Raw genomic sequence first — 17,031 nt, forward strand, 5'->3', positions numbered from 1 at the left:
ATTATTTAGACGACAAACGTCTTAATTTTGCATCTATCTGATCCATTCTATCTTCTAGCTTCGAAACAAATTTTGGATACCTTTTCAACAACACACAAGAGACTTTCCAAAAATAAATTTCAGAATCTAAAGCCACGGTTATTGGCGCAATACGAATATGGTCCGCCAATAATTCGTAATTCTCCGTCGACTTGCGATATCTTCTAATAAATAAATTAGCATTTGCCAAAACAACAACAACATCGTCTTCCTCCAACTCACTAGGCAAACTTTTTTCACCAATCACAACATCACCAGGAAACAATCCTTCTTCATTAGAAACCATATTTAAATCTTGTACCGCAAAGGCCAACAATTCAGAACCACCTTCTAAAGGAATCGTAATTTTAGGCAAAGAACCGTAACTCTTCGACCCGATAAAATCGTCTATAAACATTTTACCATTCAAGTCATTTACAAAAGGGACTTCTGCAAAACCCGCTTTTACTACATGATTTACATCCGTTGTAATCCCACCATTAAAACTCAGCAATTGATTGACGGTAATCTCTTTTGTTAAAATATCGTCTATAGATATGCTAAAATAATTAGCAACCTTTATAATCGTATCTATCTTCGGCTCACTTCTACCCTCTTCATACGCACCTAAAGTCGCTCTCTTTAAAGAGAATAAGTCGGCAAAAGCCTGCTGACTCAATTTTTTTACACCTCTAATTTTTTTAACATTTTTTCCGAAAAAAGACATATTTTGCTAATTTTATTTGCAATTTAATTAATATTGTCTATATTTGACACATCAATAAGATCAAAAGTAACAAAAATAGAGAAGTAAATCCACTGAAAACACTGATAGTTCTAAAAAAATTAGCAATAACCAAAAAAAACTAAAAAACAGCACTCTCCTAGGTTCAAAAGATTTCGTAATATTAAAATCAAAATAAAATATATGAAAGACCAATTTAACACCATTAAAAATTACTTGCTAGAGTTGAACTACAACATCACTCATGAAGACGAACAAGAAGGAATCCTGATGATTCAAAATCGCAATGAAGGGATTGACAATTTAATTATAGGTATTGCCAGTCCAATTTTAATTATTGAACAATATATTTTCAAAATCAACAAGCCTAGCGAAAATATCTTCCAGCAATTACTTCAAAAAAACAGAGACATAGTCCACGGAGCATTTGTACTTGACGAAACAGGAGAGAAAGTCATTTTTAGAGACACTTTACAAATTGAAAACATCGACTTGAACGAATTAGAAGGATCTATAAATTCATTGAGTTTATTACTAAGTGAATATTCCGAAAACATCATCCAGTTTTCCAAAGCCTAAATAAAATCCCTCAAAGCAATTCTTAGAGCCATTAAACCCACTAGCGGAAACAACCCTTATAAAACACATATCATGAACATATTTAGAAGATTATTTAACGTAAGTAAAGCCGAAGCCCATTCTGCAATTGACAAAATGGAAGACCCAATCAAAATGACTGAACAAGGGATTCGCGACATGAAAAACGACTTAACACAAGCCCTTGAAGGACTTGCCCAAGTAAAAGCCATGTTGATCCGTTCTCAAAACGACAAAACGCAGTTTGAAACCAAAGCAAAAGATTATCAAAACAAAGCCATGCTTATTTTACAAAAAGCACAAAAAGGAGATCTTTCTGCTGAAAATGGAGATCGCTTAGCAAAAGAAGCTTTGATCAAGAAAGAAGAAAACACAGAACATGTAAATCGTTGCTCCATTGAAATAGACAAATTTTCAAAATCTGTTTCTCAATTAGAAACCAACGTAAACAGCCTGAAAAATAATATTAGCAAATGGGAAAATGAATTAAAAACCCTTAAAGCTCGTGTAAAAGTATCTACCGCTACCAAGAATTTAAACAAACAAATGGCAGCCATTGATAGTTCTAGTACGGTAAACATGCTAGAAAAAATGAAAGAAAAAGTAACACAAGAAGAAGCTTTAGCAGAAGCCTATGGTGATATTGCCAATGACTCGAAAAGTATTGACGAAGAACTTGACAAAGCCTTAGACGGTAAAAGTACCAACGCCGATAACGATCTAGAAGCCCTAAAAAAACAAATGGGATTGTAAAATTATTTCCCTAAGTTTAACCCTCGTTAGACTTAGGGTTTAACAAAAAATTGCTACGAAATGACCTTATACGAATTAGTGTTTTCACCCATAAACACACCACTGACATTATTATTAATTGCACTAACCGTATACAGAGTTGTTACCATGCTTTTTGGCCTTGACTTCGATTTTGACATTGATGTAGATCTTGATATCGATGTGGATGTTGACATAGACAACGACTTATCTATAGACAGCAGCGGTATGGATTTAGAAGATATTGCGAACCTTGAATTGAAAAACGAAACCATCGTAAAAGACAAAACTAAATCTTTAAAATGGTGGCAAGTCGTTTTAATTTACTTCAACTTCGCCGAGCTTCCCTTTATGTTTACCCTAACTTCTTGGGTGTTTTTTTGGTGGTTTATTACCGTTCTCGGAACCTACATCACCTTAAGTCATCATAATGCTTTCGGACTTATAATTTTCTTAGCAGCTATATTGCCTTCATTAATTGTAAACAAAATATTTACCACACCTTTTAAAAGTATTTTTAAAAAACTAGAACGAAAAGGTGTCACTTCTATAGACTTACTTGGAAGAGAAGCAATTCTAGATTCAAATTTAACAGGTGATAAACTAGGACGCGTAAAAGTAAAAGTAGGATCCGATCCAATGATTATTTACGCAAAATCTATAGACGGAAAAACACTAAAAGTGGGTGAAAAAGTCTTAATCATTGACCAATCAAAGGACAAAAAATATTACTATATCAAAAATAACTATTAAAAAAAATTACTATGAATTTAACTATGATTTCCCTTTCACTAACAGACATTGCCTCTTCCATGATTGGAATTGCCATTGGCGGACTAGCAGGACTGGTATTACTATTCGTGCTTTTTGTAGCCATGTTCTACAAAAAAATTCCTCAAGGGGAAGCTATTATCAAAACAGGTTTCGGAGGAACGCATGTAGCATTTGACAAAGGAATGTATGTTATTCCTGTTCTTCATAAAGTGGAAATCATGGACATTTCCGTAAAAAAGATTGAAGTCGAGCGTATGTTAGAAGATGGTCTTATTTGTAAAGACAATATGCGAGCAGACATAAAAGTAGCTTTCTTTGTAAGAGTAAACAAATCGAAAGATGCTATTATAGAAGTAGCTCAAACCATTGGTTGCGAAAGAGCTTCTGCAGAAGAAACTTTGTACGAATTGTTCGAAGCAAAATTTTCTGAAGCCTTAAAAACCGTTGGTAAAAAATTCATGTTTACAGAATTGTACGAAGCTCGTAGAGAATTTAGAGATGAAATTATCAACATTATTGGTACCGATTTAAACGGCTACACACTGGAAGACTGTGCGATTGATTACCTGGAACAAACTCCGATTAAATACTTAAAAGCAGATAATATTTTAGATGCGGAGGGGATTAAAAAAATCACAGAGCTTACAGCAATTCAAAACATGAAGTCTAACTTGATCAAACGTGATGAAGAAAAAGTCATTCGCAAACAAGATGTAGAAGCACGTGAAGCAATTTTAGAATTAGACAAACAATTGGCTGAAAAAGAAGAGCAACAAAAAAGAGAAATTGCCAATATAAAAGCCAGAGAAGGAGCTGAAATTGCTAAAGTTGGTGAAGAAGAACGTTTAAAATCTGAAACAGCCAGAATTGCTACAGAAGAAAAAGTAAAAATTGCAGAAGAAAACAAAGACCGTCAAATTATTGTTGCTGCTAAAAACAAAGAACGTACGGAAGTTGTTGAAACGGAAAGAGTATTAAAAGACCAACAACTAGAGGCTACTGAAAGAGTAAAAGTTGTGGCACTTGCCGATATTGAAAAAGAGAAAGCCGTTGAAGTGGAGAAAAAGAACATTCAAGATGTTATTCGCGAACGTGTTGCCTTAGAAAAAGGTGTGGTAGAAGAACAAGAATTAACAAAAGATATTGAAGCATTTAAAACAGCAGATCGTGACAAACAAGTAGCGATTACCATTGCCGAACAAGATGCCGAAGCTCAATTGATTAGAATTACCAAAGCTGCCGAAGCGCAAAAAGAAGCTGCCAAACAAAAAGCAGAAGAAATCAACATTGACGCACAGGCCAAAAAAGAAGCTTCGACTAAAGAAGCGGAAGCTAGAAAAATATTAGCCGATGCTCAAGCCAAAGAAGAAGCAACCATCGGTCTTTCTGAAGCACAAGTACTGCATGCCAAAGCAGATGCTCACGAACGTGAAGGAATTGTAGAAGCAAGCATTATTGAAAAAACCGCACTTGCCGAAGCTGTAGGAATTGAAGCAAAAGCAGAAGCTGTTAAAAAACAAGGTTTAGCTGAAGCTGAAGTTATTAGAGAAAAAGCCATTGCAGATGCTGCCGGTATTGAAGAAAAAGCAGAAGCAATGAAAAAACTTGATGGTGTTGGAAAAGACCACGAAGAGTTTAAACTAAGACTGGATAAAGAATTACAAGTAGACTTAGCTGAAATAAACATCCAAAAAGAAATTGCAGATGCACAAGCTGACGTAATTGGAGAAGCATTGAAAGCTGCAAATATTGATATTGTTGGTGGTGAAACAATGTTCTTCGATCAAATTATTGGGCAAATTACACGCTCTAAAGGTATCGACAGATTGGTCAATCATTCTGAAAACATCACCGAAGTAAAAGATGCTATCTTAGGTTCTAACGACGTAAAAGGAAATCTATTAGAAAAAGTAAAAGGTTTTGCTCAAGACTACGGAATTGGCTCTGAGGATATCAAAAACTTAACAATCTCTAGCTTATTATTGAAACTTCAAGGTGAAGCAGACTCTAACGATCAAAGAAATTTATTTTCTAATCTATCCAACCTTTCCAAAGCACTTGGCTTAAGTGATAAGAAATTAAGTTAAAAATACAAACTGCTCTATGCTTCCTTAAAACATAGAGCAGTTATTCTATAAAATCATTATTCGTCAATTGGCTACCGACCAAAAACAACACTTTTATCAAAGTCATTAACTATAGACTTCAAAACACATAGTTCTGGGGCGTCCATTAGAAATTCTCGAAGAAACAAAAACTGTCCATTTGAATAATTTCAAAACATAAAGACCTCACAAAGAGCATAAAAAAACTGCTACAAGGAATAAAGAAGACCGCAACAAAATGAAAAAAAACGCTATAACACTTGAAGGAGGAACTTATGAAATCATCCAAAACAGACTGCAAAATCATAAAAGTGACTTGGTGGAACGTTTGCAAGTTTTAAACACCGACAGAAAAGACATTTTTGGAGCCGTTGAAACCAAATTAATTGCGAATGACAGAATAAACACCGAGAATTCTTGTATTGCCAGAGATATAGTTTCTTTTGGGAATATTTGTTTATTTGGATACAATGTCCATTTTGGTTTGCGTTCAGAAATAAAATTAGCCGATGTATTCAGTGTTTATAAATTTCATGAAAACAGATTTCAGCTACAAGACTTAACTTTTATCAACCAAGAAGCATTTGTCACTGATTTTAAAAATTTATACAAATACTATAGAAATACTTTTTTCACAAAATTCATGCTTACCGAGCAATACCTATACATGGTATTTCAAATTGGTGAAGAAATCAGCGATATCAAAGCTTTTAAATGGCTGGTAAAAAACAACCAAATAAGCTACATCGACAATAGAAGTGATCATGAATACAAATTCCCTAACCAACACGAATTTAATTGGCAGGAAGTTAATTATGACAATTTCAGAAAAGGCGCACATCCTCATGTTTCTATTTTAGACAAGGTTTTTGTTGAAACTATTGGCGGTGATTTAACCATTAAAATAGAAGACAATTCTCAATCGGGCTTAGGAATTTATGCCGAACCTGTTGATAACAAAGACCAGACTTTAGATGACGGACAGTACAGATATGCCGACTTAGGTAACTTGACGGTTTTAGAAATTACACCTTACCTAGAGGAAGCACGTTATTTTGTGTACAACCATAAAGTACAAGAGGTAGCCCGAATTCAAAGCATAAAAGATACCGCAGTATTGTTGCCAGACGACCAAGGATTAATTTTTCCGGAAGGTTATTATTTACAGACAGGTACATTAAAAAAATTCGACAGAACTGTCAACAACGTAAAATTTCAGAAAAAAGTAGCCTCTCCTAATGGAGAAGATTTCTTATATGTTTTTTATGAAGAAACAGCTGGAGATTATGTGCTAATGCACTACAATATTATTGAGCAAAATATTCACCCACCCATAATTTGCAACGGTTTTACACTTTTAGAAAACGGAGAACTCTCCTATTTTAAATCGGAAAATGAAGCGAATAAACATCATGTTATTCAAATTTGGCAAACGCCATTTTCCAAAAAAATTAAATCCAATCCTGCCCATAGCGATTCACTTTTATACAAAATTGGAAACAAAGACATTGTAAAGGCCATGGCGGAATGCCAGGAACTAATTACACTTCTAAACAAAGAAGATAATTATGATGGTTTGTACAACGACATCGCCAAACAAAGCATTGATATAGTCGATTCTTATTATTGGATTTCAGAAAAAGAAACATCCAACTTAAGCGAACCCCTTACAGAAATAAACAGCACGGCAAATTCTGCCATTGATGAATTTGAGAAAGTAGTTCAGTTAAAGAAAATCGCCGCAGAGGTCACTGAAAATTTAGAAGCCGAAATTCAGAAACTTTTTGACAACATTAAACACAGCACCTTTAATTCTATTGATGATTTTGTTCAACTTTTAACCCGATTAAGAGGCTCTCAAGGAAATTCAATTTCGCTAAAAGAAACACGCTATATAAACATAGAGCGCTTAGACGAAATCAATGAAACTATAAAGGAAGAAACGGAACGAATTTCAAGAAGATGTATTACTTTTTTACTGAATAAAAAGGCTTTAGACCCCTATCAAAAAAGAATTCAAGAGAAAAATAAAGTCTTAACCGAGTTAACAAAAGTAATTGAAGGAAAAGACTTAGAAGCAAGCATCAATCAGATAAGTGCCGACCTTGAATTACTAATAGATATTGTCAATAATTTAGATATTGAAGACACCTCACATTCCACCACTATAATTGATAATATTTCTTTATTATTTGCAGAAATAAATCAATTAAAAGCAGGTGTAAAAAGAAAAGTTCAAAGCTTAAATGCCAAAGAAAGCAAAGCTGATTTTATTGCCCAATTAAAATTATTTGACCAAAGTATCATCAATTTTATTGATATAGCCAACACTCCTGAAAAATGTGAAGAATACCTTACCAAACTTTCGGTACAACTGGAAGAATTGGAAGGGAAATTTGCCGATTTCGATGAATACATTACAGAAATCATCAACAAAAGAGAGGAAGTTTATAGCGCTTTTGAAAACAGAAAAAACACCTTAGTTGAAGCCAGAAACAAAAAAGGAATCGCCCTTCAAAATGCTTCTGAAAGAATTTTAAAAAGCATTCATAAAAAAGCGGCAACTTTTAAAACAGAAGAAGAAATCCACGGTTATTTTGCTTCCGATATTATGGTGAATAAATTGCACAATATTATTGAGCAATTACAAGAGCTAGAGGAAACAGGAAAAGCAGAAACCCTGCAAACCAATTTAAAATCGGCAAAAGAAGAGGTTCTTAGAAAATTAAAAGACAGCTTAGATTTATACGAAGATGGCGATTCTGTCATCAAACTAGGAAAGCACAAATTTGGTGTTAACAAACAAGCCCTAGACTTAAATATTGTCAATAAAAACGGAGACTTATTTTTCCATTTGTCAGGAACCGATTTTCATGAAAAAATTGAAAATGAAGTTTTAAACTTATCCAAAGATATATGGAATCAAGATTTGATTTCTGAAAATGAACATGTTTATCGATCTGAATTTTTAGCTTATAAAATATATCAAAAATACCCCCTTGCTTTCTTACTAGAAAAAACGACTGAAAACCTTGTGGAGCTAGTCAAACAAGAAAGCAGTGAAAACTATTCTGAAGGCTATGTAAAAGGTGTACACGATTTAGATGCGGCAGTCATTTTAAAACTTCTTATTCAAACAGAAAACGATTTACAATTATTGCGATTTACTCCAGTTACAAGGGCCAATGCGCAATTGTTTTGGAATCAATTAGAAAACGAAACAAAACAAGCTTTAAACCATAAAATAAAAGCAACAGGTGCAATTTTAAACATCTTTCCAGCATCCAAAGAATACCAAAGTTGTTTAGAAGCTATTTTAGATTTATTGCCAAGAAAAGAAAATTCTATTGCCAATTACCTATTTCAAGAAATAAAACAAAACGATCATTTTATTGTAAGTCAACAAGCCTTTGACTTAAAAACTGAATTTGTCAACTTTTTAAAAACAAAAGAAGTCTGGTCTAATTTTGAAAAATCATTGAATAATTTTACATCAGTCACCGACAGACTAGAATTGTGTACCCAATGGTTAAAATCGTATTGCAATACAACAGCTAGCAACTATGAATTTTACATTGCAGAAAGCGTTGTGCTGTTATTATTTAACAACCTACAACTACCTTATACTGCAAATGAAACCCTGGAATCAAAAGAATTAAGAGGAGCACATTCACAAATTGTAGACGGCCTATACAGCTTTAACTATTTCGACTTTATTACTCGATTGTCAGAATTTAACAACACTGTTGTAAAGCGATTTACAGACTACAAAGAGACTAAAAAAGAAATCATAGCAAACAAAAAAAGAAAATTAAAACTGAATGAGTTCAAACCAAAAGTGCTTTCTTCTTTTGTTAGAAATAAATTGATCAATCAGGTTTACTTACCTCTTTTTGGAGATAACTTATCAAAACAATTGGGAACTGTTGGTCACAACAAACGTACCGACCGTATGGGAATGCTATTGCTGATATCTCCACCAGGATATGGAAAAACAACCTTAATGGAATATATTTCAGAAAGATTGGGCTTGGTGTTTATGAAAATAAACGGTCCTGCTATCGGACATGAAATTACATCTGTAGACCCAATGGCAGCGAATAATTCTGCCACCAAACAGGAATTGGAAAAACTAAATCTTGCTTTTGAAATGGGAAACAATGTGATGTTGTACCTAGATGATATTCAACATTGCAACCCAGAGTTTTTACAAAAATTTATATCGCTTGCAGATGGACAGCGAAAAATAGAAGGCGTTTACAAAGGGGAAACAAAAACCTACGATTTTAAGGATAAAAAATTCTGTGTAATCATGGCCGGAAACCCTTATACAGAAAGCGGTGATAAATTCCGAATTCCAGATATGTTAACCAACCGTGCAGATATTTACAATTTAGGAGATGAAATTGGAGAAACGGAAAACTTATTCAAATTAAGTTTGATAGAAAATGCACTGACATCCAACGATACTTTACGTCAATTAAGCAGTAAAAATTTCGATGATCTTTATACTTTAATAAACCATATTGAACAAAAAAGTACAGAAAGTATTGATTTAAAAGGAAACCATTCGCCACAAGAAATTAACGATTATATTTCTGTTTTAGAAAAAGTAATTAGCCTAAGAAACACGGTAGTAAAAGTAAATGAACAGTATATAAAATCTGCGGCAACAGAAGACGCCTACCGAACTGAACCAGCATTTAAACTACAAGGATCGTATAGAGACATGGGAAAATTGACGTCTAAAATTGTTCCTATTATGAATGCCAATGAGCTAGACAGTTTGTTATTGAGTCACTATGAAAGTGAATCACAAACACTAACCTCAGCAGCAGAAGCCAATTTATTAAAATACAAGGAAATGACTTCTTCTTTAACAAATGAAGAAGCCCTAAGATGGGAAAATATTAAAGAAACCTTTGTAAAAAACAACAAGTTAAAAGGTTTTGGAAATCAAAATGAAATGGCACAGGTTTTACAACAACTGATGGATTTTTCTGAAAATTTAGAAGGCATCAAAGATGTTCTAAAAAACGGATTTGAAAAGTAATCGTATGCAAATTAAATCGCCAGCCAGCTTCTTTAATTACTATAAAGATTGTTACAAGTTAGACTATAAATACATTGAAAAACTAGAAAACAAACTATTTTATCGACCTTATTGGGTATCCTGGCCAATTTAATAACGCTTTTACTACAGAACGTTACAAAACCTTTGCTCGAGTTGGAATAAGCACCATACCTTTACATTACCGATTTTGGAATGAAAACAAAACACAAGCAAAACAAAAACTAATACATCTCATAAATAAATAAATAAAGTACAAGTATTAATTATACACCCCATCAATTTCAATTGAAGGTTAAGTACAACAAAAGAATAAAATAAAGTCTCGACTCCGCTCGACCTGACATAGAAACAAATTTGATAATTATTATCAACTACTAAAAAGAAAACACACATGGGAATATTTGATTTTTTCAAGAAAAAAGAAAAAGAAAGACATTTTGATCCGACCAACATTACTGTAAGAGACTTAGGCAAAGGATACATTTTTGAATACATAATAGAAACTTGGACCGTTACCGCTTTGTTTGAATACGACTGGGGCGACAATTATTTTACCCGAGAGTTTATCATTAAAAACGGTACTATTGAAAAGTATTTAGAACTTGAGGATGATGGTGGCTTGGTTGTTACCATTTCCGAAAAAGTAAAACTGAGAAAATTAGGTGACGAGGTGTGTGATTATATAGACAAACACGAAAAACCGCCTAAAAAAATAAACTTCGAAGGCGTTCAATATTTCCTTGATGAAAAATCTCCTGGCTTCTCTAAAGAAATTGATGCTGCCAACTGGGAAGAACTTATTTCCTACGACTACCTAGACAAAGAAGAAGAAAAAACACTTTGCATAGTTCAGTATGGCGACGAAGAATTTGAAGTAAGCAAAGGAACGATTATTAGTGAACTGGCTATTTCTAATATATTACCTGTGGCAGACAATTATTAGTCTTCAAAACTCTAACTTTGATTTTAAATTAATTCGAATGAAAACACTCAAAACACTACTCTTCACAAGCGTACTACTTCTCGTAATTTCTTGCGGAAAAGAAGTCCGTAAAAAGTATCTTAAATCGCCTTTAGACAACATCATCACTACATATATTGATGTACAAAACTACAGCGTTATCCTAGCGGATATGGATTATAAAGAGGCTACCGACAAGTATTTTCACAAGTACAAAATCATACTAGAAAAAAACAATGCTACAAAATCTACCGAAGATGATTTTGACATAACTACAACAGATTGGAAGGAAGTTTCTGCCATTACTTTTGAAGAGCACCAGCAAGATTTAGGAATGACCGTACTTTCTAAAAAAGACGGTGTGTTAGACAAAAAAGCAACACCCGCTGGCTACAACAACTATGTAGGTAACAACAAATACGGAAACTGGCAAAGACAAAGCAACGGTACTTCTTTTTGGGTATTTTATGGGCAATACCATTTTATGAGATCTATGTTCTATGGTTCTAGCCATAGGTACTACAGAAATGATTATGATTATTACAGAACCAACCATTACGGAAGAAGTAATTACTATGGTAGAACTAATAATTTTGGAACCTCTACGTATAAAAACACAAGTTCTAGCTGGACTGCCAAACCCAAAACATTTAAAGACAAGGTAAGAAGCAATGTAAAAAGAAGTTCTTCCGCTCTAAAATCAAAAGGGTACAGCTCTAGTAAAAGTTACAAAAGCTCAAACCAAACAACAAGAAACACAAACAGATACAGCAGCTCAAGTTCTTCACGCTCTCGTAGTGGCGGATTTGGTAAATAATATAAAAGCTAGAAAAACATGGACAAATACATCAATATTATCGAGTTATCACATTCCCTTGGATACATCGTCAGCGGCTTTATCATTTTTATCATTGGAAAAATTGCCTACAAATTACTTCACCCAAATATCAACATTCAACACGAACTAGTTGAAAAAGATAATTTTGCTTTTATCCTTTCGTATGTCGGTTATTTTGCCGCTTTAATAACAGCCATTGGTGGCGCTATTGTTGGCGAAAGTTATGATTTTGTAACTGACATCCTGCATATTTTTATGTACGGAGGTATCGCTATTGTATTGTTATTATTGGCCGCATGGATTAGCAATAAAGTTATTCTAAATAAATTCGATCTTAAAAAAGAAATTATTACAGATAAAAACGAAGGTTCAGGAGTTATTGAAGCGGCTATTTATATGGCAAACGGACTTATTTTATACGGTGCTTTGGTGGGCGAATCTGAAACTTTAGTAGAAGGAATTACCACTTTTATTATTTATTGGCTGATTGGAAATACAGTTCTTATTCTAGCTTCCAAACTATTTATTACTTGGATGAGCTACGACATTCATGCTGAAGTAGAAAAAGACAATGTAGCGGCTGGAATTAGTTTTTCTGGGGCTATACTCGCTATAGGAATTATTACCATGAATGCTATTTTAGATCCTTTTATTGATTGGACTACAACAATTATAGACATCAGTTTGCAAACAATACTAGGTTGTTTACTACTGCCTATTATGCGTGTTTTTGCAGATAAAATTTTATTACCTGGAAGAAAACTTACCGATGAAATTATCAACCAAGAAAAACCAAATATTGGTGCCGGTTTGATTGAAGCCTTCGCCTATATCGCTTCTGCAATATTAATTACATGGAGTATCTAAAACAAAATTCTTTTGTATTAAAAGCCGCTATTTTTGCAACAGGTTTTGCAGGAATAGTAGCTGAATATACTCTTTCTACACTGGCCACCTATTTTATTGGAAATTCAATTTTTCAATGGACCATGATTGTCTCCTTGATGCTATTTTGCATGGGACTGGGAAGTAGATTGAGTAAATTAATTACAAAAAATTTAATTCAGAATTTTTTAATTCTAGAAACCACACTTTCGCTAATTGTTGCTTTTTCTTCGGTTTTGGTGTACACCCTTGCTTCGGTTAGTGAATACTACGGAATTGTAATTTATTCCTTGAGTATGATTATCGGATTGCTGATTGGTTTAGAAATTCCATTGGTGGTTAGAATTAATAAAGAATACGAAGACTTAAAAAGCAACATCTCTTCCATTTTAGAAAAAGACTATTATGGAAGTTTAATTGGCGGTGTATTTTTTGCCTTTATCGGCTTACCAATATTGGGCTTATCGTATACGCCTTTTGTCCTTGGAATTATTAATTTCTTAGTCGCACTCATTGTATTTTATCGTTTTAAAGACAAAATCAACAAGCAGCATACCTTTCGATTAAAAGCTGTTTTAACGGTGGTTTTTGCTATTTTAATTACAGGGATTGCCTTTACTGAACCTATTATTCAGTGGGGAGAACAGAAAAAATTCAAAGACAAAGTCATTTATTCTGCACAAACCAAATACCAAAATATTGTTTTAACCGAATGGAAAAAGGAACACTGGTTGTACTTAAATGGAAATTTACAATTCTGCTCCATTGATGAAAAAATGTATCACGAACCTTTGGTACACCCCATCATGCAATTGCACCCAAATCCGCAACGAATTTTAATTTTAGGTGGTGGCGATGGTTGTGCGGTTCGTGAGATACTAAAATACCCAAGTGTTGAAAAAATTGACATGGTTGATTTAGATCCAAAAATGACAGATTTAGGAACACAGCACCCTGTTCTTATAAACATCAACCAAGGCAGCATGAACAGTGAAAAATTGAGTGTAATTAACAAGGATGCCTACATTCATTTGGAACAAAACACAAGTGACTTTTACGACATTATTATTGCCGATTTACCTGACCCAAGAAACATTGAGCTTGGAAGGTTGTATTCTCATGAATTTTATTCGCTTTGCAATAGAAAACTAAGACCCAACGGCTTTATCATTACCCAAGCCGGAAGTCCGTATTTTGCTACAAAAGCTTATCACTGTATTGGAAAAACAATGCAATCAGCTGGTTTTACAACCGTAAACTTACACAATCAAGTATTGTCTATGGGCGAGTGGGGTTGGATATTAGGAACAAAGAACACAGCGACAAACGCAAAGCAACTCAAGGAAAAATTACAAAGTATTGATTTCAAAAATGTAGAAACAAATTGGATCAACAACGAAGCTATGCAACTAATTACTTCTTTTGGAAAAGATTTTTTTAAACTAAATGATACTAGTGAAATTAATAAAGTCCACAACCCTGTACTTTATCAATATTATTTAGATGGAAACTGGGATTTATATTAAGTATGAAGACAACCTACAAACATATTGAAGCAAATATTTACAGTCATAAAATTTGGTCTGCTTGCACCGAGCCTTCAGCACTTAAAGAAACTTATGGCGGTTTATTAAAGGAAGTCGATTTTACGATTATTCTCTTTAATGAACATCATTTTCCAGAACAAGGCTACACCTGTTTTTGGTTATTAGGTGAAAGTCATTTGGCCATACATACCTTTCCAGAAAGTGGCAAAAGTTATATTGAATTGAGCAGTTGCAATAAAGAAAAATTAGACTTATTCGTTGACAAGGAAAAAAGTATAAACCTGAAATAAAATGAAAAAAAAAGTTAGAGATTTTATCAACCACAACAAAACCTTTATCAAATTCATTTATGCGCTAATTGTCTTAAATATCATTGCCTTAATTCTAGAGTCTTATGAGGAATTAAATGCCCAATACAGCCATATTTTTTATTATTTCGAACTGTTTTCAGTTGCTATTTTTACCGTGGAATACTTTATCCGAATTTGGGTTTCTGACAAAACAAAAGAAGACAAAAAAGAACGACTCAACTTTGCTTTCTCTACCTTAGGAATCATCGATTTGATTGCCATACTTCCCTTTTACCTTCCCTTTATTTTTCCTATCGATTTAAGAATTGTTCGTATACTTCGCTTGTTTCGTTTGTTAAGAATTTTTAAACTAAGTCGCTATTCAAAATCACTAAAAACCATCCAGTATATTTTTAAAGAAGTAAAAGGAGAACTTTCCATCACCGTATTTGTCACTTTTGTTTTGATGATTTTATCTTCAACACTTATGTACTATATAGAACATGACGACCAACCAGAGCAATTTGCAAGTATTGGCGATGCTTTTTGGTGGTCTGTAGCAACACTAACAACCGTTGGCTATGGAGATGTTTACCCTGTAACCGGCCTAGGAAAATTATTAAGTGGAATTATTGCCTTGATCGGAATTGGTTTTGTAGCACTACCTACAGGAATTATCAGTTCTGCCTTTATTGCAAAAATACAAGCAGAAAAAAAACAGAAAAAGAAGAAAACCATGTGTAACTGTCCACATTGTGGGAAAAATTTCGACTTATGATTCCTAACAAATACATCATACAGTTTGTCATCTTATTATATGTTATCTATATAGTGAGCCTTGTTTTTCCCATAACAAAATTTGGAATTGTTCCAAGAACAACACAAGGACTTGCAGGAATTTTTACGGCTCCATTTTTACATGGCGGAATTTGGCACCTTGTTTCCAATACCATTCCTTTGCTTGTGTTACTTACTGTATTAAATCATTTTTATCCTAAAAAAACCATAGCGGTTGTGCTATTTATTATTGTTGCTAGCGGAATACTGGTATGGATTTTTGCAAGAAAAGCAAACCACATAGGGGCTAGCGGACTTATATACGGACTTGCCACATTTTTAATTTTAAATGGATTTTTGGAACAGAAATTTGTTTCCATACTTGTTTCATTAGCCGTAGCCTTACTCTATGGTGGATTGATCTGGGGAATTTTTCCTTCAGTCAGATCCTATATATCTTGGGAAGGACATTTATTTGGAGCCGCATCAGGTGTGTTTATTGCCTTTTTATTAAAAAACAAAGCTTTGTACACCTAACTTTTAAGGAGTTGGCGAAGCATAAAAAAAGGCTGTAAAATAATTTTACAGCCTTTTTTACTTTTAATCTTGCTATTAAAAACTCATAGACAATCCAAAACCTTTTTCGTTCGCAACCAAATTAAATTTGGGTTGAAAATTAATTGAGGAAGTGGCCTCCAATGAATTGTTGTACATAGAAATAGCTTCATTCGTTTTTTTCACGACTTTAGAATTGATTGGCAAAGCAATAGCTATTAATCCCGCACCAATACCCGCCATGGTCCAATTGGCATCGCCACCAGCAATGGCACCTCCAATAGGATACCCCACTAAAAAGCCTCCAGCTCCACCTAAAATATTAGACCAAATACTTTTCGATTTCGCCTTCTTTACCAACTCAAAAGCCTGAGCATTCGATTCCATTGCCGTAACCAAATTTTTCATACTAAGATTGCTTCCATTTTGGCTGTATTTATAACCACCAAATACTTTTGTCATTTCAATTTTTTGGGCATTGCAAAAACTAAATGACAATACAAATACAAAGACTGCTACTATATTTTTCATAAACTATTTTTTAGCTGTGCAAAATAATAATTTTCCACTAAAAAAGAATTCTTTCTTTATAATTTACGCCAGTTTTCATCTGCCTTCTTTTTCAAAACCTCTGCCCCTTCCTCATTCCATAGCTTTAAGGTATTTATTCCCCATGAATTGTAAAACAAATACAATTTACCATCTCTAATTTCAAAAGTTTTAGGATTTATATCTACTTTTTCATTTTTCGCCCCTATTGCATAGCCACACCAACCACCATACTGAGGTTGGTATTTTTTAGGATTGGCTTTAAATTTCTTTAAATTTTCAGCCGAAGAAAACTTGTATTTTACACCTTCAATTTCCGTTACAAAAGCTTTTTCACCTTCGGTAGCCTTGTCCTCAAAATAAGCCACCACATCATAGCCATCTGCAGCAAAACCTTTTTTATTTGTGTTCGTAGTTTGTTGTGCAAAAAGGGATGACGCCCCCAATACAACTAACAAAATAAATATTCTTTTTTTCCACATATCAATATACCATTTAGGCTTGCATAGTCGAAAAAAAAGAGTTCAAATTACAAAAGTAAGAGA

Annotated in this window: 15 protein-coding genes; 12 read left to right on the forward strand and 3 right to left on the reverse strand. The window is 33.7% G+C overall.

The annotated features are described in order from the left end of the window. Position 1 precedes the first annotated feature (1 nt). Complete coding sequence (locus FGM02_RS04475) at positions 2–745, reverse strand: helix-turn-helix domain-containing protein (RefSeq protein WP_139957113.1); 744 nt, start codon at positions 743–745, stop codon at positions 2–4. A 201-nt stretch (positions 746–946) separates the two neighbouring features. On the opposite strand from FGM02_RS04475, the gene FGM02_RS04480 reads away from it, so the two are divergent. The 12 genes from FGM02_RS04480 (at position 947) to FGM02_RS04535 (ending at position 15,919) form a co-directional block, all read left to right on the forward strand. Continuing rightward, a complete protein-coding gene (locus FGM02_RS04480) occupies positions 947–1,342 on the forward strand; it encodes a YbjN domain-containing protein (RefSeq protein WP_139957114.1) in 396 nt (131 codons plus the stop codon). Positions 1,343–1,414: 72 nt separating this feature from the next. Further along, positions 1,415–2,113, forward strand: coding sequence for a PspA/IM30 family protein (locus FGM02_RS04485; RefSeq protein ID WP_139957115.1), 699 nt, complete (start codon positions 1,415–1,417; stop codon positions 2,111–2,113). Between the two features lie 60 nt (positions 2,114–2,173). Next, positions 2,174–2,884 (forward strand): OB-fold-containig protein, encoded by a 711-nt coding sequence (locus tag FGM02_RS04490; RefSeq protein WP_139957116.1) that lies wholly within the window; start codon positions 2,174–2,176, stop codon positions 2,882–2,884. Between the two features lie 59 nt (positions 2,885–2,943). Then, positions 2,944–4,992 (forward strand): flotillin family protein, encoded by a 2,049-nt coding sequence (locus tag FGM02_RS04495; protein WP_139957762.1) that lies wholly within the window; start codon positions 2,944–2,946, stop codon positions 4,990–4,992. Between the two features lie 256 nt (positions 4,993–5,248). After that, positions 5,249–10,063 carry a DNA repair ATPase gene (locus tag FGM02_RS04500; protein WP_139957117.1) on the forward strand — a complete coding sequence of 1,605 codons (4,815 nt, stop codon included), beginning with the start codon at positions 5,249–5,251 and terminating at the stop codon, positions 10,061–10,063. Between the two features lie 412 nt (positions 10,064–10,475). Further along, on the forward strand, positions 10,476–11,027 hold the full coding sequence (locus FGM02_RS04505; RefSeq protein WP_139957118.1) for a DUF4178 domain-containing protein: 552 nt from the start codon (positions 10,476–10,478) through the stop codon (positions 11,025–11,027). A gap of 37 nt (positions 11,028–11,064) precedes the next feature. Next, on the forward strand, positions 11,065–11,862 hold the full coding sequence (locus FGM02_RS04510; RefSeq protein WP_139957119.1) for a hypothetical protein: 798 nt from the start codon (positions 11,065–11,067) through the stop codon (positions 11,860–11,862). A gap of 18 nt (positions 11,863–11,880) precedes the next feature. Next, on the forward strand, positions 11,881–12,750 hold the full coding sequence (locus FGM02_RS04515; RefSeq protein ID WP_139957120.1) for a DUF350 domain-containing protein: 870 nt from the start codon (positions 11,881–11,883) through the stop codon (positions 12,748–12,750). Next, positions 12,738–14,294 carry a polyamine aminopropyltransferase gene (locus FGM02_RS04520; protein WP_139957121.1) on the forward strand — a complete coding sequence of 519 codons (1,557 nt, stop codon included), beginning with the start codon at positions 12,738–12,740 and terminating at the stop codon, positions 14,292–14,294. Before FGM02_RS04515 ends, FGM02_RS04520 begins: the two co-directional genes overlap by 13 nt. Before the next feature lie 2 nt (positions 14,295–14,296). Next, a complete protein-coding gene (locus tag FGM02_RS04525) occupies positions 14,297–14,605 on the forward strand; it encodes an S-adenosylmethionine decarboxylase (RefSeq protein WP_208021471.1) in 309 nt (102 codons plus the stop codon). Position 14,606: 1 nt separating this feature from the next. Then, positions 14,607–15,383, forward strand: a complete 777-nt coding sequence (locus FGM02_RS04530; protein ID WP_139957123.1) for an ion transporter — start codon at positions 14,607–14,609, stop codon at positions 15,381–15,383. Beyond that, the gene (locus tag FGM02_RS04535) at positions 15,380–15,919 is read left to right on the forward strand and encodes a rhomboid family intramembrane serine protease (RefSeq protein ID WP_139957124.1); all 540 of its coding nucleotides are present in this window, start codon (positions 15,380–15,382) and stop codon (positions 15,917–15,919) included. Before FGM02_RS04530 ends, FGM02_RS04535 begins: the two co-directional genes overlap by 4 nt. Before the next feature lie 75 nt (positions 15,920–15,994). Here FGM02_RS04535 and FGM02_RS04540 read toward each other — a convergent pair whose 3' ends face one another. Next, positions 15,995–16,468, reverse strand: a complete 474-nt coding sequence (locus FGM02_RS04540; RefSeq protein WP_139957125.1) for a hypothetical protein — start codon at positions 16,466–16,468, stop codon at positions 15,995–15,997. Between the two features lie 56 nt (positions 16,469–16,524). Next, positions 16,525–16,968: a YHS domain-containing (seleno)protein gene (locus tag FGM02_RS04545; RefSeq protein ID WP_139957126.1), complete on the reverse strand. Its 444-nt coding sequence runs from the start codon at positions 16,966–16,968 to the stop codon at positions 16,525–16,527. Positions 16,969–17,031 lie beyond the last annotated feature (63 nt).

Origin of the sequence: Flavicella sediminum, from assembly GCF_006381105.1 — a bacterium.
GTDB classification, from domain to species: domain Bacteria; phylum Bacteroidota; class Bacteroidia; order Flavobacteriales; family Flavobacteriaceae; genus Flavicella; species Flavicella sediminum.

Excerpts from the sequence above, each read along its gene's own strand:
- FGM02_RS04500 (WP_139957117.1), top strand. The coding sequence starts at position 5,249 with ATGAAAAAAAACGCTATAACACTTGAAGGAGGAACTTATGAAATCATC.
- FGM02_RS04490 (WP_139957116.1), top strand. The coding sequence starts at position 2,174 with ATGACCTTATACGAATTAGTGTTTTCACCCATAAACACACCACTGACA.
- FGM02_RS04485 (WP_139957115.1), top strand. The coding sequence starts at position 1,415 with ATGAACATATTTAGAAGATTATTTAACGTAAGTAAAGCCGAAGCCCAT.
- FGM02_RS04475 (WP_139957113.1), bottom strand. The coding sequence starts at position 745 with ATGTCTTTTTTCGGAAAAAATGTTAAAAAAATTAGAGGTGTAAAAAAA.
- FGM02_RS04545 (WP_139957126.1), bottom strand. The coding sequence starts at position 16,968 with ATGTGGAAAAAAAGAATATTTATTTTGTTAGTTGTATTGGGGGCGTCA.
- FGM02_RS04520 (WP_139957121.1), top strand. The coding sequence starts at position 12,738 with ATGGAGTATCTAAAACAAAATTCTTTTGTATTAAAAGCCGCTATTTTT.
- FGM02_RS04480 (WP_139957114.1), top strand. The coding sequence starts at position 947 with ATGAAAGACCAATTTAACACCATTAAAAATTACTTGCTAGAGTTGAAC.
- FGM02_RS04540 (WP_139957125.1), bottom strand. The coding sequence starts at position 16,468 with ATGAAAAATATAGTAGCAGTCTTTGTATTTGTATTGTCATTTAGTTTT.
- FGM02_RS04510 (WP_139957119.1), top strand. The coding sequence starts at position 11,065 with ATGAAAACACTCAAAACACTACTCTTCACAAGCGTACTACTTCTCGTA.
- FGM02_RS04530 (WP_139957123.1), top strand. The coding sequence starts at position 14,607 with ATGAAAAAAAAAGTTAGAGATTTTATCAACCACAACAAAACCTTTATC.
- FGM02_RS04505 (WP_139957118.1), top strand. The coding sequence starts at position 10,476 with ATGGGAATATTTGATTTTTTCAAGAAAAAAGAAAAAGAAAGACATTTT.
- FGM02_RS04525 (WP_208021471.1), top strand. The coding sequence starts at position 14,297 with ATGAAGACAACCTACAAACATATTGAAGCAAATATTTACAGTCATAAA.
- FGM02_RS04535 (WP_139957124.1), top strand. The coding sequence starts at position 15,380 with ATGATTCCTAACAAATACATCATACAGTTTGTCATCTTATTATATGTT.
- FGM02_RS04495 (WP_139957762.1), top strand. The coding sequence starts at position 2,944 with ATGATTGGAATTGCCATTGGCGGACTAGCAGGACTGGTATTACTATTC.
- FGM02_RS04515 (WP_139957120.1), top strand. The coding sequence starts at position 11,881 with ATGGACAAATACATCAATATTATCGAGTTATCACATTCCCTTGGATAC.